16 protein-coding genes and 1 pseudogene are annotated in these 13861 nt (G+C 68.6%); 5 read left to right on the top strand and 12 right to left on the bottom strand.

What is annotated here, in order from left to right:
- Positions 1-18 precede the first annotated feature (18 nt).
- From KME78_RS50320 to KME78_RS50300, 5 genes are all read right to left on the bottom strand, one after another.
- Entirely contained in the window at positions 19-675 is a 657-nt protein-coding gene (locus KME78_RS50320; RefSeq protein WP_219537126.1) for a DUF2306 domain-containing protein, read from the bottom strand.
- Between the two features lie 114 nt (positions 676-789).
- Positions 790-1464 (bottom strand): response regulator, encoded by a 675-nt coding sequence (locus KME78_RS50315; RefSeq protein WP_219537125.1) that lies wholly within the window; start codon positions 1462-1464, stop codon positions 790-792.
- Positions 1461-2702: a sensor histidine kinase gene (locus tag KME78_RS50310; RefSeq protein ID WP_219537124.1), complete on the bottom strand. Its 1242-nt coding sequence runs from the start codon at positions 2700-2702 to the stop codon at positions 1461-1463. The genes KME78_RS50315 and KME78_RS50310 overlap by 4 nt, the downstream gene beginning before the upstream one ends.
- Positions 2703-2802: 100 nt before the next feature.
- Positions 2803-3204, bottom strand: a complete 402-nt coding sequence (locus KME78_RS50305) for a hypothetical protein (RefSeq protein WP_219537123.1) — start codon at positions 3202-3204, stop codon at positions 2803-2805.
- A 440-nt stretch (positions 3205-3644) separates the two neighbouring features.
- Positions 3645-3896 (bottom strand): hypothetical protein, encoded by a 252-nt coding sequence (locus KME78_RS50300; RefSeq protein WP_219537122.1) that lies wholly within the window; start codon positions 3894-3896, stop codon positions 3645-3647.
- A gap of 29 nt (positions 3897-3925) precedes the next feature.
- On the opposite strand from KME78_RS50300, the gene KME78_RS50295 reads away from it, so the two are divergent.
- The 3 genes from KME78_RS50295 (at position 3926) to KME78_RS50285 (ending at position 5907) form a co-directional block, all read left to right on the top strand.
- Positions 3926-4960, top strand: coding sequence for a hypothetical protein (locus KME78_RS50295; protein ID WP_219537121.1), 1035 nt, complete (start codon positions 3926-3928; stop codon positions 4958-4960).
- A 288-nt stretch (positions 4961-5248) separates the two neighbouring features.
- Positions 5249-5680 (top strand): hypothetical protein, encoded by a 432-nt coding sequence (locus KME78_RS50290; protein ID WP_219537120.1) that lies wholly within the window; start codon positions 5249-5251, stop codon positions 5678-5680.
- Positions 5674-5907 carry a helix-turn-helix transcriptional regulator gene (locus KME78_RS50285; protein WP_219537119.1) on the top strand — a complete coding sequence of 78 codons (234 nt, stop codon included), beginning with the start codon at positions 5674-5676 and terminating at the stop codon, positions 5905-5907. The genes KME78_RS50290 and KME78_RS50285 overlap by 7 nt, the downstream gene beginning before the upstream one ends.
- A gap of 18 nt (positions 5908-5925) precedes the next feature.
- On the opposite strand, the gene KME78_RS50280 is transcribed toward KME78_RS50285, so the two are convergent.
- Together KME78_RS50280 and KME78_RS50275 are read right to left on the bottom strand one after the other, a co-directional pair.
- Entirely contained in the window at positions 5926-6606 is a 681-nt protein-coding gene (locus KME78_RS50280; protein WP_219537118.1) for a response regulator, read from the bottom strand.
- A complete protein-coding gene (locus KME78_RS50275; protein ID WP_308127432.1) occupies positions 6585-7805 on the bottom strand; it encodes a sensor histidine kinase in 1221 nt (406 codons plus the stop codon). The genes KME78_RS50280 and KME78_RS50275 overlap by 22 nt, the downstream gene beginning before the upstream one ends.
- Before the next feature lie 132 nt (positions 7806-7937).
- Between KME78_RS50275 and KME78_RS50270 the strand changes: the two genes are divergently transcribed.
- Positions 7938-8441: a DUF6326 family protein gene (locus tag KME78_RS50270; protein WP_219537116.1), complete on the top strand. Its 504-nt coding sequence runs from the start codon at positions 7938-7940 to the stop codon at positions 8439-8441.
- Between the two features lie 152 nt (positions 8442-8593).
- Here KME78_RS50270 and KME78_RS50265 read toward each other — a convergent pair.
- Positions 8594-8676 (bottom strand): annotated as a pseudogene (locus tag KME78_RS50265).
- A 175-nt stretch (positions 8677-8851) separates the two neighbouring features.
- Here KME78_RS50265 and KME78_RS50260 point away from each other — a divergent pair.
- Entirely contained in the window at positions 8852-9424 is a 573-nt protein-coding gene (locus tag KME78_RS50260; RefSeq protein ID WP_219537115.1) for a Pycsar system effector family protein, read from the top strand.
- Between the two features lie 38 nt (positions 9425-9462).
- Here KME78_RS50260 and KME78_RS50255 read toward each other — a convergent pair whose 3' ends face one another.
- The 4 genes from KME78_RS50255 to KME78_RS50240 are packed head-to-tail and all read right to left on the bottom strand — an operon-like array spanning position 9463 to position 13809.
- Positions 9463-10233: a hypothetical protein gene (locus KME78_RS50255; RefSeq protein ID WP_219537114.1), complete on the bottom strand. Its 771-nt coding sequence runs from the start codon at positions 10231-10233 to the stop codon at positions 9463-9465.
- A 4-nt stretch (positions 10234-10237) separates the two neighbouring features.
- On the bottom strand, positions 10238-12325 hold the full coding sequence (locus KME78_RS50250) for a hypothetical protein (protein ID WP_219537113.1): 2088 nt from the start codon (positions 12323-12325) through the stop codon (positions 10238-10240).
- Positions 12322-13080, bottom strand: coding sequence for a hypothetical protein (locus KME78_RS50245; protein ID WP_219537112.1), 759 nt, complete (start codon positions 13078-13080; stop codon positions 12322-12324). Before KME78_RS50245 ends, KME78_RS50250 begins: the two co-directional genes overlap by 4 nt.
- Before the next feature lie 57 nt (positions 13081-13137).
- Positions 13138-13809, bottom strand: a complete 672-nt coding sequence (locus KME78_RS50240; RefSeq protein WP_219537216.1) for a Crp/Fnr family transcriptional regulator — start codon at positions 13807-13809, stop codon at positions 13138-13140.
- Between the last annotated feature and the right edge of the window lie 52 nt (positions 13810-13861).

Genomic DNA, 13861 nt, shown 5'->3' with positions numbered 1-13861 from the left:
CACGCAGGCTCCCTAGGGTCATCCCGCCGTTCGTTCGGGCCGTCCACCAGCGGGCCAGGTCGTCCTGATCACCAGCTCGGCCACCAGCAGGTTGATCATCCATGACAGCCATGCGCCCCACACGTACGCGTCGTCGAACGGGACCCCGGACATGCGCAGCACGATGAGCCAGAGCCGGAAGGTGACCGCGGCGAAGATGAGCGCGTACGACCTGGTGATCCAGATCCGGTGCCGGTCCACCTGGCGACGCCGGATGGAGACGAAGGCGGCCACGGCTGTCAGCAGCATGAGCACCGCCAGCGTGCCGAACCCCAGGGCGGCCACCGGCCCGGTGTAGCTGGTCGGCGCCAGCAGCAGCCCGCCGACCCCGGCCGCCAGCGCGCCCGTGAGATAGACGCGGCCGGTGAAGCGGTGCACGGCGGGGAAACGCCGTCTCAGCCGGCTCACGAACTGCGCCGGCCCCAGCGCCAGCGCCACCACCCCGCCGGCCACGTGGAGGAAGAGGGAGCCTTGGCGGGCGAGGTACACCGCCTTCTGCGGCTCCAGGAAGACGTCCGGATCGAGCGTGAGATACGGGGACGTCAGGACGACGACGGCGGCGGCCAGGACGGTCATCGCCGCCCAACCGGCGCGGCGGGCCGGCGACCCGGCGGGAGCGTTGAGGGATTCCTTCATGGCCGCTGACGCTACGGACGGGCCGCCCGCGCAGCGTCCCCCCGCCGGGGTGAGCACCCGTACCCCCGAGGGGGTACGCGACCCCGGACGCGCGTCGGGGGCACGTGCCCGCGCTCAGGAACGGCCCTCGCCCATGTGACCGCTCTGGTAGGCGATGACGACCGCCTGCGCGCGATCACGGGCGCCGATCTTGGCGAGAATGCGCTTCACGTGGGTCTTGGCCGTCGACTCGGCGATCGCGAGCAGGTCTGCGATCTCCTCGTTGGAGTAGCCCTCCGCGATGAGGCGCAGCACCTGCCGTTCGCGCTCGGTGAGCTGGGCGAGCCGTGACCAGTGGGGCGCCGGCGCGGCGGGCGCGTCCGGCGATATCGCCACGAACCGGCCGATGAGGTCACGGGTGACCGCGGGGTCCAGCAGCGCGTCGCCCGCGGCCAGGGTGCGCACGGCGTCGATCAGCCGCTCGGGTGAGGCGCGTTTGAGCAGGAAGCCGCTGGCACCCGCGCGCAGCGCGCCCCATACGTACTCGTCGTACTGGAACGTGGTGAGCACGAGCACGCGGGCCGGCAGCCCCGCCGCGACGATGCGCCGGGTCGCCTCGATGCCGTCCAGGCCGGGCATCCGCACGTCCATCACGACGACGTCCGGCGCGAGGGACCGGCACAGGGCCACGGCCCGCAGGCCGTCGGCGGCCTCGCCGACCACCTCGATCCCGTCGGCGGTGGCGAGCACGACCGCCACCCCCGCCCGGAGCAGCGCGTCGTCGTCGGCGAGCAGCACACGGACGGTCATGTCACCGGTCCTTCCCGCTCGGCGGAGGGGCCGTCACCGGACGACGGGCCGCCTCCCTCGGATGAGGCGGCGACGCCCCCGGGTGAAAGAGCGGAGCTCGTGGGCAACGGGAGCACGGCGCGCAGCCGGAAGCCGCCCGCGCCGGCCGGGCCGTGCCACAGGGTGCCGCCGAACAGGGCGACCCGCTCGCCGATGCCGAGCAGGCCGCGTCCCGGCTGGTAGCCGGGAGGCGACCCGCGTCCGTCATCACGCACGTCGATGTCGAGCGAACCGCCGTCGTGGCGGACGGTGACGGTCGCGGAGGTCGCGTCGCCGTGCTTGAGCGCGTTCGTGAGGGCCTCCTGGACGATCCGGTACGCCGAGAGGTCCAGGCTATGGGGCAGTTCCGGCGGTTTTGGGTCGATCTGGACCCGGACCTCGATCCCGGCCTCCGTCATGCGCCCGGCCAACTCGGGCAGGCCGGCGAGCCCGGGCTGGCCGGTCTCGCCGTCGTCTCCCGGGCTGTCGCGGCGCAGCACACCGAGGACGCGGTCGAGTTCGGCGAGTGCGGCGCGGCCGGTCTGCTCGAGGCCGAGGAGGAGTTCGCGGGCCTTGGCGGGGTCGCGGTCGAGCACCCTCCGCCCTGCCCCGGCCTGCACCAGCATGAGGCTGACCGTGTGTCCGACCAGGTCGTGCAGTTCGCGGGCGATGCGCGCCCGCTCCTCGGTGACGGCCTGGCGCCGCATCAGCCGCCGGGCGACGAGTTGCTCCTCGCGCCGCCGCGCCGTGCCGTACCCGACCAGCCAGGTCAGCAGCCACACGAACACCACACCGCCGATGGACGCGGGCCGGGGCGTGGGCCGGACGGCCACGAAGTAGGCGGCTATGTAGATGATCGTGAGGACCAGCCCCCAGCGAGCCCATCGCCGCGTCGCGTGCAGCCCGACGGAGTACACGCCGATCTGGTTCGCGTACGGCGCGAGCACGCTGGGGGCGGCGACGATTACGCCGGCGACGAGGGCCGTCGCGCCGAGGACGAAGGCCGGGAGGGGTGTACGGCGCCGCAGAGCCAGGCCGGCCGCGATGCCGAGCCCGCAGGCCAGGGCGGCCGGGAGGCTCGCGCTCGGCAGGGGGGCCACCACGAGCCGTTCGGCCAGGTACAGGGCCAGGAAGAGCGCGCCCAGAGCGCTGTCGGCGATCAGTGCCGTGGCGCCGCGCGGGGCGGCCGTGCGTAATCGGTTCCAGACATCCGCGACCATGCCGCCGGACGCTACCGCACCGCGAGGGCCCCCTCGGGCCGCCTTGCACACATCGAAATGGGGGCGGCGGCAGAGAAGTCCACTGCCGCCCGCCCTTGCGTCAGAAGCGCTTCGTGTAGCGGGTGCCCCGGTAGTAGATCTTCACGCCGTCGGGCTCGGAGGCACTGTGCCCGAAGGAGTACTTGCCAATGTTACGAGAGCTGGTCTTACCGGGGGCGACCGCCACATAGTCGAAGTCGGACTGCCGGTCGCGCACAATCGAGTACTTGGTCCTGCTGGCGCAGTTGTTGGCCACCCGGACCTGCCACTTGGGATCGGACCAACCGCTGTTGTTCAGCTTGGTGCGGGTGGCTTTCACACAGGAGGGCCAGGCGGCGGTCACGCGCTGGGCACTCGAACTCGCGACCGGGGTCAGGCCTGCGGCCGAGCCGGTGGCGGCCTGCGCGGTCAGTGGGGCGGCGAAGAAAGCGGTGCCCGCAACCAGGAGAGCAAGGACTCGCATCGGGTTCCTTCCGGAGTAATGAGTTTCGCCGGGATGCGGCATATGCATTGTGGATACATCTCATCTGGGTCGTCCGGCCGGCGCAGGGCCACCGGCGACGGCCTGGGACTCGGCCTGTCACTCGTCGCCGCCACCGTCCAGGTCCACCACGGCGTCCCGGTCGTCATGCTGGCACGCGGCTTTCCGCTCGGCCAAGGGATCTTTGTCCAGAGGTCGTCCAAAGTGGCGCTCGCCCCGTTGGACAAATGAAACCGCAGGTCAGAGCGCATCCACTTGGACATCGAGAAAACACCGCGCGCTTGTCCTGAACAGCACCTGGCCCTCGGCGTCTGTCCGCAGGCAACAACGACAACCACTTCTGGTCGCTCGCAGCCGTCTGAAGTCGCCCACCGCGAGGGGCGGGCACATGCGCCCAGCGCTCGCGGAAGGTCAGCCCAGCTTCACGGCTCCCCGGACGGGCCGCCGATCCCGCCGTCGCCGACGCCGGCTTCCCGGGCAACCCGACCTCTGTTGTGGCGCTCGACGCCTCTCACTCGCCGTGCAGCCGGCTCGGCGGTCGTCACGGTGCTGTTGGCCCCCGTCCTTCCGTACTGGCCGACCGCCTTGCCGACGCCGAAAGTGGTGGCAAGATCTCGCTTGAGACGGCGTTTCGGTGGTGATCGGTTCACGAAAGCCAGGATTTGCGCCAGCATGATCGCATCGTTAAGGCAGGGGAGGGTGCTTGGTCGTTTTCGCCTGTACGGGGTGCGGCGCTGTATTGACTGCCCGGGTATCGCAGGTCGCGCTTCCCGACCATGCTGGCCAGAAGTACGGACATGACCTGCTGCCTGCGCTTCTGGAGCCCGGGACCTACGCGGTGGACCCCGGAGACGGACATCCGTGGCAGCCTTGGGAGGTTGAGGCGGAAGGCCGTGGCGTGTTCCGGCAGATGTACACCCTGTCGGGGGCCCCGGGAAGGATCGGGGTCGCGCCGGGCGATGTCCGGAGGACAATGTTCATTCCGGAGCGGTACGGCGGCTGCTGCTGTGGCTGGGACGGCCGGTACGGCCCCAACCTGGCGTGCGCCGCGTGCGAGTGTCCGGTGGCGACCCGCGTTGACGACTGCGGGTTCTGGCAGGTGGTGTGGCTTGACCCGGGCGCCGTGCGTCCGGTCGCCGTCGATGGCCCCGCTTGTCGGGTGGTCGGCTGGGAGGAGCTGCGGGAGGTCCATCCGGGCATACCGCCCATTGAACAGCCAGGATGGTGGAGCCTGGAGTGGATGGCCGCGATCGCGGTGGCGCTGGCTCACTTGCTGGCGGTGTCGGGCGGCAAGCGCGTGATCGTCCCTGACGGGCTTGTCGCCGAGGTGCTTCGCCGGGCGCTCGATACCTTGCTCCCTCCAGGACCGCCCGAACAGCGCCTTGCCTTGACCGGGCCCGGCCTGTCCGCCGAGATCACCAACATCGCCATGGTGCCGCGACATCCGCAGACCGGCGAAGTATGGCCGTGCAGCGGAGAAGCGGTAGTCCCGCTGGCCGCCGACGTATGGACCTACCTGGCCTTCAACGACGATCGGCAGCTCGCGCAGGCGGCAGCCCGGATGCCCGCAGATGTGCGCCGCGATGATTCGCCGCCGCTGCTGCCGAACAGTCTTTTCCGGCCTGATTGGAAGGTGTTCCTCAGGACGTTGGAGCGGCTGCCGCTGGTTGGTCAGCCGTGGTTACGTGAGATCTACGATCGTGTGAAAGACCGCCGGTACACCGGCTCGTTCTTGTAACCAATACGCGCGGCGTGCGCATCCTGCAAGCCGCGCTCGTAGCGTCTGCCACCGGGCGGCGGCGAGGGTGCCGCCCAGCGGCGCGAACCGGAGCAGCCCAAATTCCGCGGGCTCTTCCGATGAGGGCGGGCCGGTGCGACCTGCGCGTCCAGCACACTGTGGACGTTTCGTAGCAACGCCGCGCCGGGCGCCACGGCGTCGCCGACCATGCGTGTAAATAAACTTTGACACGATGTCCAGAGCGCTTTACATTGGTTGATGTCAGCTTTGTTTACGTGAGGAGCGGGCATGGCCTTCGAGGAAAAGCGCGCCTGGTTGATGATCTTAGTCTCCGTCGCCGCGTACACGATCTACGTGGCGACCGTCCTGAGCCGGGCCGGCGACGGCCCGCTCACCGACGTCGCCTACGCGGGAACTCTGCTGTGGACCATCGGTGGCGCCATCGTCGCCGCGATCGTGGCCAACATCGCGATGGCCATCGCGGGCGGCCACGGCAGCGACCGCACTGACGAGCGCGACCGTGAGATCAACCAGGTCAGTGAGCGCATCGGGCAGTCGATCGTCATCATCGGCGCGCTCGCCGCACTGGTCATGGCCATCGCCGAGCTGCGCCACTTCTGGATCGCCAACGCCGTCTACCTGGCGTTCGTGCTGTCCTCGGTGCTCAGCTCGTTTGCCAAGATCATGGCGTACCGCAAGGGCGGCTTCCAGACGTGGTGAAGCCGACGCAGGTCACCAACACGATCCGGGCCCTGCGGTTCGCGCACGACGAGATGACCCAGGCCGAGCTGGCCGACCGAGTCGGCGTCACCCGCCAGACCATCATCGCGATCGAACAGGGTCGCTACTCCCCCTCGCTGGAGATGGCATTCCGCATCGCCCGGGTGTTCCGGTCCGGACTCGACGACGTCTTCCAGTACCCCGACACCGAAGGAGACCCCTCATGAGGGCCGCCGGGGTGAGGTTCAGCCGGTCAGGCCGGCGTCGTGGGCGAGCAGGGCGATCTGGGTGCGGTTGTTGAGGTCGAGCTTGTCGAGAATGCGCGAGATGTGGGCCTTCACGGTCGCGATGCTCATGAACAACTCGCCGCTGATCTCGGCGTTGGACCTGCCCCGGCCCACGGCGACGGCCACCTCCCGTTCCCGTTCGCTGAGCAGGCTCAGCACGCGTACGGCGTGCTGCCGCCGGGCGGCGGCGCCGGTGTCGGCGACGTGGGCGATCAACTGGCGGGTCACCGTCGGCGACAAGATGGGCTCCCCGGCCGAAACCCGTACGATCGCGCGCAGGATCTCGGCAGGCGGCGTGTGCTTGAGCAGGAAGCCGCTGGCCCCGGCGCGCAGGGCGCGCAGCACGTACTCGTCGGCGTCGAAGGTCGTCAGCACGACGACCTCGGGCGGGTCGGGCCGGGCACGCAGCAGCTCGGTGGCGGCCAGGCCGTCCAGCACGGGCATGCGGATGTCCATCAGCACCACGTCCGGGGCGTAGGCCTCCACCGCGGCGGGCACCTCGGCTCCGCAGGCCGCCTCGCCCACCACGCTCAGCTCGGGCGAACCGCCGATGATCATCGCCAGGCCAGCCCGTACCAGCGGGTCGTCATCCACGATGAGAACCCGGATCGCGGCGTTCACCTCGGCCACGGCAGCCATGCCCACAGCCGGAACTCACCCGCGGCGGTCGGGCCGTACTCCAGCCGTCCACCGGCCAGGCCGGCCCGCTCGGCCAGGCCGATCAGGCCGCTGCCGCCGCCCGGGATCCCGGCGGCGGCGGTGGCGCCGGCCGGGTTGCGCACCTCGACCGTCAGCCCCTCCCCCGCCGCCCCACCGACGGCCACCGACACCTGGCCGTCGCGGCCGTGCTTGCGGGCATTGGTCAGCCCTTCTTGCACGATCCGGTACACGCCGCGCCCGATCACCGCGGGCGCGGCCGCCGGTTCCCCCACCCGGCAGTCGAGCAGCACCCGCATGCCCGCGCGCTGTGACTGATCGACCAGGTCGGGAAGATCGGCCAGGGTGGGCTGGGGCCGCTCCGGCCCCTCCCCGGAACGGTCGAGGCCGGCGCGGAGCATGCCGATGACCTCGCGCAGATCCTCCAGCGCCCGGTGCGCGCTGTCGCGGATCACCCCGGCGGCCCGGGCGACCTCCTCGGGCGCGGCGTCGGGACGAAGCTCCAGCGCCCCGGCGTGCAGGCTGAGCAGGGACAGGCGGTGGGCGAGCACATCGTGCATCTCCCGGGCGATCCGGTCGCGTTCGGACTGGCGGACCCGGGCGAGGCGCAGTTCCCGCTCGGATTCGACCCGCCGGGCCCGTTCACGCAGGGACTGCCGCCGGGCTCGTACGAACATCCCCCAGGCGAGCACCGCGGCGATGCAGGCGAAGCCCAGCAGGGCCTGCCACCAGGGCGGCACCGGGACGTCCGGCCGGACCAGCGGCGTCAGGAACGGCACCAGCACGCACCCGGCCACGATCGGGCCGACCACCGCCACGCGCCGGTGCGCCGCGACGGTGCACAGGGCGATCAGCGCCACCCCCGCGGCCGACATCGAATAGACGCTGAACGCCACCGCGACCGCCGCGAAGCCGACCGGCCAGCGCCGACGCAGCCACACCCCCAGGCAGCTCAGCCCGCCGAGGGCGGCGTCCACCGCGAACGGCACCGGTGCGGGATGCTGGCCGAGGCCGTCCACCACGCCGAGCGCCGTAAGGCCGATGGCCAGCAGGAACAACGCCACATCGGCCGCCCAGTCGCGCCTGGTGCGTCCGGGCGGGCGCGCCGGGGCGGACTCGGGGCCGCTGAGCGCGTTGGCGGGGAGCAGGATCCGATGGTCCAGGCCTGCCGGGGTCGTCACGACCAAAGCGTACGGCCGCCCCCGATCCAGCGGAATCCGACCAAAGTAGATCCCGTACCGCCAACCTTCGGCCATCCGGGCGCCGACCTGCGGCCGTAGCGATGCGCCCGCCCGTCGCGCCAGCCTGTCCCCATGACCGGTACGGGCAGCTTCCGTCATCGCCGGCAACCGCGCGGAACCGGCCGGGAATCCCCTGGCCCCCGTCCAACGACCCAGAAAGGCGCCGAGGCCGAAATGAGTGACGTGCGAGCAACACTCTCCACCCTGTGGATCGTCGTGATGTTCACCATGCTCTACGCGGATGTCCTCAGTTTCATGAACGCCGAATTTCTGCGGGGGCTCATGGCGGGGCATGCCGAGGGCGTTCCCGTCACCCCGCTGCTTCTGGTGGGATCCGCGGTCATGGTCGAGATCCCGATCGTGATGGTGGTGTTGTCGCGTGTGTTGAAACCGGCGGTGACCCGGCGGGTCACCTTGGTGGCGGTCCCGCTGACCGCGGCGTTCATCATCGGCGGCGGATCGGCGAAACCCCACTACCTGGTCCTGGCCGCCGTGGAAGTGGTGTGCCTGGCCGTCATCCTGCGGCAGGCCTGGCGCATGAACACCTCACCCGCCGTGAGCCGTCCTGCGGGATGAGGCGTCGCCGATAAAAGCTCGATCATGGTCCACAACTGGTCCACAACCAGCGAGCTTCAGCGAGAACGGGCGGGACTCCGTGAGACTGGAGGCCCGCCCGTTCGTACGCTATTCGCCCTGCTCAGCGGCCAAACCCGCCGGTCAAGATCGTGTGCCCCTTGTAGGATTCGAACCTACGCACCCGACTCCGGAGAGCATTGCAGGTTTGCTTGTGGGCATGCCCTTGGCCAGGGGCGAAGCACGAATGTCACGCGATCAAGGTCATGGATGGCCCACACGTGGCCCACGATCATGCCGAGAGCCTCCTGTTGACGTGGTGTACAGCGGGCGCGAAGCGCATCACGGGCTTCAACCCAGGGCGGTCGTGGAATGCTCTGCGTTGTGATCGCCCCCCGGCCAGGAGGTTCCTCGTGTTCCACAAGATCGCGCGAGCCCTCACCCAAGCCGCTCCAGACCAACGGCAGGCAGCCGAGGACGATGCGTGCGCCTACGGAACACAGTTGCTCAGAGAAGCCCGCGAGGAGCTCAACAAGGCGGACACCAAGGCCCAGGTCCTTCTCGGCATCGTTGGCATCGGCCTTGGCGCCGTCACTGGCGGCCTCCTCGCGGGAAGCTGGTCACCTTTCGCGTTATCGAACGCCGTCGAGTGGTTGTGGTGGGTTGGGGCGGCGGCAGCTCTGGCGTCTGCGGTGGTGCTCGCCAGCGCGGTCTATCCGCGGTTGGATCGGCGAAAAATTCACGGTGCCGCCATGTACTACGCCGACATCCTTCACCTCGACTCCCCGGCGACCGTCGCCGGCGCTCTCATGCGGTCCTCGACACTGAACCTGGAGCGGGTCGCTGATCAGCTGTACCGGGTCAGCCACATCGTCGGGCAGAAATATCGCCTTATCCGCTGGGGGTTCTGGCTGCTCCTGGGTGGAATGGCGGCCACGGTGAGCGCGGCGCTCATCAACGTCGTGCTCACCGGATCTTCGCCGTGACCGCGCGGTCGCTGGATGGCGCTGCTCCGGCGAGCACCTCACGCTTGGCCTACCAGCAGCGTGTCGTCCTCCAGCGGCGGAATGGGCAGGCCGAGGAGTTCCAGGGTTCTGCGGAGTACAGTTTCGTTGCTGACGACGAAGTTGAGCATGTCCACCGTCTCGTAGCGTTGCATGATCGAGTCGACGGTGCCGAGCAGTTGTTGCGCTCCCTGCTGCCGCTGCTCGACGAGCTCCGCGATGATCTGCGGTAGTTGCTCCGGGGAGACAGCCAATTTGATCGCGTGCTCCACCTGGGCGCTTCCCACCACGGTGGTGAGAAAGTCCTGCCACTCCCGCCGGACCTCGTCGGTGCTCTTGATCCGGAGCAGCGCGGCGTCGGCGTCGGCTCTGATGTCATGCTGTCTTTTGTGGGCAGCCCGGTTGAGCTGGCGTATCTCCTCGGGAACGTTGACCTCGCCTCTGACCGCCCACCGGTAGACACCTGTCATTGAGCCTGAGATCGCCTGGAGTCTCTCGTTCGTGGCCTGCTCCGCCGCACCCGGCACGGTGATCTCGAATCGCCGGGTGGTCGAACGTACCTCCTGACACGCGCGCTGGAGGACCGCCTCCGCCTCGGGCACTTCATCACTGAACAGAGCTGAGGTCCGTTTCCCGCCCGAGGTCGCGGTACGGAACAGGGTGACGGAGAAGTCGTAAGCGTCGCCCTTGGCGGGCGAGGACAGCACGAACGGCTCGATGTCGATGGGCGGTTCGGCCTCGGGCTGGTTCTGCTGGATGCGGTAGAGCATGGGTGCCAGCCATTTGCGCATGAGATCAGCTCCTGTGAATGAGTTGACGCAGGTGATGGTGAAGTTCGGCGGAGATCTCGCCGTGGTGCCGCCAGAGCCGGAGGTAGAGCAGTGCTCGCTCGGCGTTCCGCACATCGGTCAGGCTGAAGATCTGGTCCGTGATCTCCCGTACGGTCGGCCGCTCGCCGTAATGGCGCAGCCATTCGTTCAGCAGCAGGTCCCAGGACTCGGGCACGACCAGGCGCCCCTCTTCCTCGTAGCTGAGCGCGTTGCGCCAGAGCATCACCAGGGAGGGATGGGGATCGAGGTCACTGGGATGCGGCCGCTCGGGGCTTGAGACGGGCAGTGCGGCCAGTCGTCCGAAGGCGAGGGCGGCGCCGCGACGACCGACCGCTCCTCCGTCACGGACCCAGTCAGCGAGATGGTTCATGATGGTGGGCGCGGTGTTCCTGCGATAGAGGTAGGCGATGGACTGGGCCACGTCGTGGTGAAACTTGACGCCCCTGCTCAGGACCAGAGTCCTGAACGCGGCGAGGGCTTGGTCAGGTGCGGAGAGGCCGACGGACGAAGCGTAGGCGCGGATCGCGATCGCCTTCTTCGCGTCGTTGCCATGGATCATCGAATCGAGATGGAGGTGGACGCGGCGGGTCATCGATGGGTTCTCGGCGGCGGCTTCCAGTGCCAGGGCGGCGAGTTGATGGTCCCGGGATCGGCGGGAGCGGCTCCACACCTCCAGGAACCGTTCGTTGACGAGGGAGAAGTCGAAGGTCGCGAGCTTTCCGACCGCGTGCCCGACCTTGATCCTCGTATGCCAGGATCCCTCGCCGCCGAGCCAGATCAGCCAGTCGACCAGCGAGTCGCGGATGGTCGGCTGGTCCTCCCAGATCACGCGCAGCATGACGGCCGCCAGTTCGGGGCGTCTCAGCCTGATGCTTCGCCCGCCGCCGGGCCCGGTGGGTGTGGCCTCGGCATCCACGTACTTCAGCCAGGCCGGCAGGTTCTCCCAAAGCTGGACCGATTTCGGCGAATGATCACGACGCCACTTCTCGTCGAGCCGTTCGGCCAGGGCCAGGGCCGCGCCGGAGATTTCCGCCTCGGGCAGCCCGTGAAGTACGGCGATGCTGGTCATGAAGCACCGGCCCAGAGTTGGCCTGCGCTTTTCGAGGTTCTCGCCCACCTTCGCGCGCATTCGATGGAATCGCCGGTTCAGCATGGTCTCGATGGGGCTGCCGGACTCCATCGTGGCGGCCACCTGCCTGACCAGTTCGACCACCTGCCAGGGCGCGGAGAGGGCGCGGAGCTCCTCGTCCAGAATCTGCTGATCGTCTGCGGCAAGCCGTGCGCCCGATGCTTGAACGGACAGATGCTGGGTGAAGATCCGGCGGTTCGGCGGTGGGTCGTGTTCGATCACGGGCGCGATGGAGGACTGAATGTGCTCCGGCACCAGGACGATCATCCTGTAGTCCGCGTTGACACCGGCACGCTTGAGACTCGTGGTCACCCTGTCGACGGCATTGGGCGTATCGACCAGGTCCAGCAAATAGCCGTGCCCCGATTCAAGTTTCCAGTCGCGGGGGTTCGGCATGCTCGCTCCGTGCGGCATGATCCAGCTCACCCTGCCACCCCAGTCGAGCAGCGCCGCCAGGGCCGTGGTCGCCTTTCCCGTCTCGGCCGCTCCACCGAGCAGGATCAGGCGCCGGCTGTCGAGCAGCCTGCGTATTTCGGTTTGTGACTGGGTCGGTACCAGCGTTCGCCGTAGGTCCGCGATCTCGGTTTCCGTCAGTTCGTTGATCGTCGCTGTCGGTTGTGGCCGCCCTTGGCCTACGTGGATGTCGCCCTGGGCGAACCAGAGATTTCCCTTCTTGACGCGGTTGCTCACGCGGCCGCTCAGGTCCCGGGTGCCGGGGCTGGACAGTTCGTCGGCGTACAGGTCGTCCAAGCTCTGTCGGCGTTCCTGCCACTCCTGCCGGGAGGTGGCCATTTCATAACGGATTGGTTGGTTATCGGGTTCCTGAAATGTCTCGTCCTCCTCCTCGGGTGAGGCGTCCTCGACCAGCGGTTCTTCCGGCTGCGGGACTTCAGGGCCCGATTCCTCAGGCGGGGAGTCGCTCATTTCTTCCTCCGCTTCGAGTCACGAGTGACGTTGATGTCCCCTTGCGCGAAGAGAATGTCGCCTCTCTTGGCCTTGTTCGTGATCGACCCGCTCCTCGGCGAAGATGGTGACAGATCGTTCTTTCTGGACGGCGGGGGCTCCGGAATTTCCATGTCGTGGACATCGAAGTGCGGCACGTACAGGTAGGCCGGATATTCCTGTTTCTTCTCCGCTACCGCGACCTCCAGGAACTCCGATGGTCTCGGCCGTCCCGGTCCCTGTGACACGTAGTCGCGGAACACCTCCCGCGAGATGATCAGCGCCAGGTCGGCGTCGCGGAAGGTGTCGAGCGCGGCCCGTATCGGTGCCGAATCACGCATTCTCGCGGGCTGCACGGCATGTTGCCCGGGCCACCCGGCCGCGCCGTCCAGCTGCAGCGGTCCAACGTGGATGGCCAGCCGAATGCGCATCCGCGCCCAGGTGGGGTCGTCGCGCCGGCTGTTGCGCGCTGCGATGGCCATGTCTAGCTCGGTCAGGAACTGGTCGAGGAGAAGGGGAATCGTGACGAGAGGGCCCGGTTCGGCGGGAAGTACGGCGGTCAGCGAATCACCTCCCACCTGGCGCGACCATGACTCCCGGTTTAGATGAACGCGGTCCGCCGCCGTCTCGATGGCGCCGATCAGACCGGACTGGAGGGTGCGGTGCTGGGCGTCGGTGCGGTCGCCGTAGTTCTCGATGTCGGCTGTGAGCAGAACGCGGTAATCGTGCATGACCATGGCATCTCCAATGAACGGGTGGGCTCTACCGTGAGGCACCATCCGGCGGGAGAAGCCTTAGAAATATGGCTTAGCGAGGAACGGGAGGTCGGCAAGCGCAGTCAGTCCTGCCAGGTCCTTCACTACCACGTCGCGGTGCCCTCGCCGGATGACCCCCTCCGCGGCCAGTTCGCGCAGCGCCTTCTGCGTCGTGATCTCCTTGGCGCCCACCAGCATGCCCAATTCGGCTCTAGTGAGCGGGATGCCGATGCTCACGCCGTCATCCGTGGTGCGGCCGTGCCGCGAGATCAGCGCGATCAGCACGCGTGCCAGGCAGATCTTCGTCTCATATCCGGCGAAGTCGAGGCGCCGTTGATTGGCCCAACGTAGCCGCTCGGCCACGACCTGCGTCAGCGCCAGCGCCGCGGCCGGGCGCCGGGCCACGAAAGAGCGGAACACCGGGCCTTTGACCTGTTGGCAAACAGCGCGCCCGCAGGTGGTCACAGTCGCCGACCGCGGCGACCCATCCATAGCGGCCATATCACCCACGATGTCACCCGACACCCGAATCGCCAGGGTCGCCTCCACGCCGTTCTCAACGCCTCCGGTCACCTTGACCAGCGCGTCCAACAGGATCCAAACCGAGGTGCTGCGATCTCCCTGGCTGATCAGCACGTGCCCGGGTGGGAACGAGCGCAAAGTCCCGAGCCCCAGGAGCTCCGAGCGCAGCTCGTCCGTCAAACGGTGCATGAAGGTGCCGGTCGGCCATCGGTTGGGTGCCAAAGTTTCCTCCAGCAGGCGA

Origin of the sequence: Nonomuraea guangzhouensis (assembly GCF_019396345.1) — a bacterium.
Lineage (GTDB): Bacteria > Actinomycetota > Actinomycetes > Streptosporangiales > Streptosporangiaceae > Nonomuraea > Nonomuraea guangzhouensis.
This window is presented reverse-complemented; position numbering and strand designations above follow the sequence as displayed.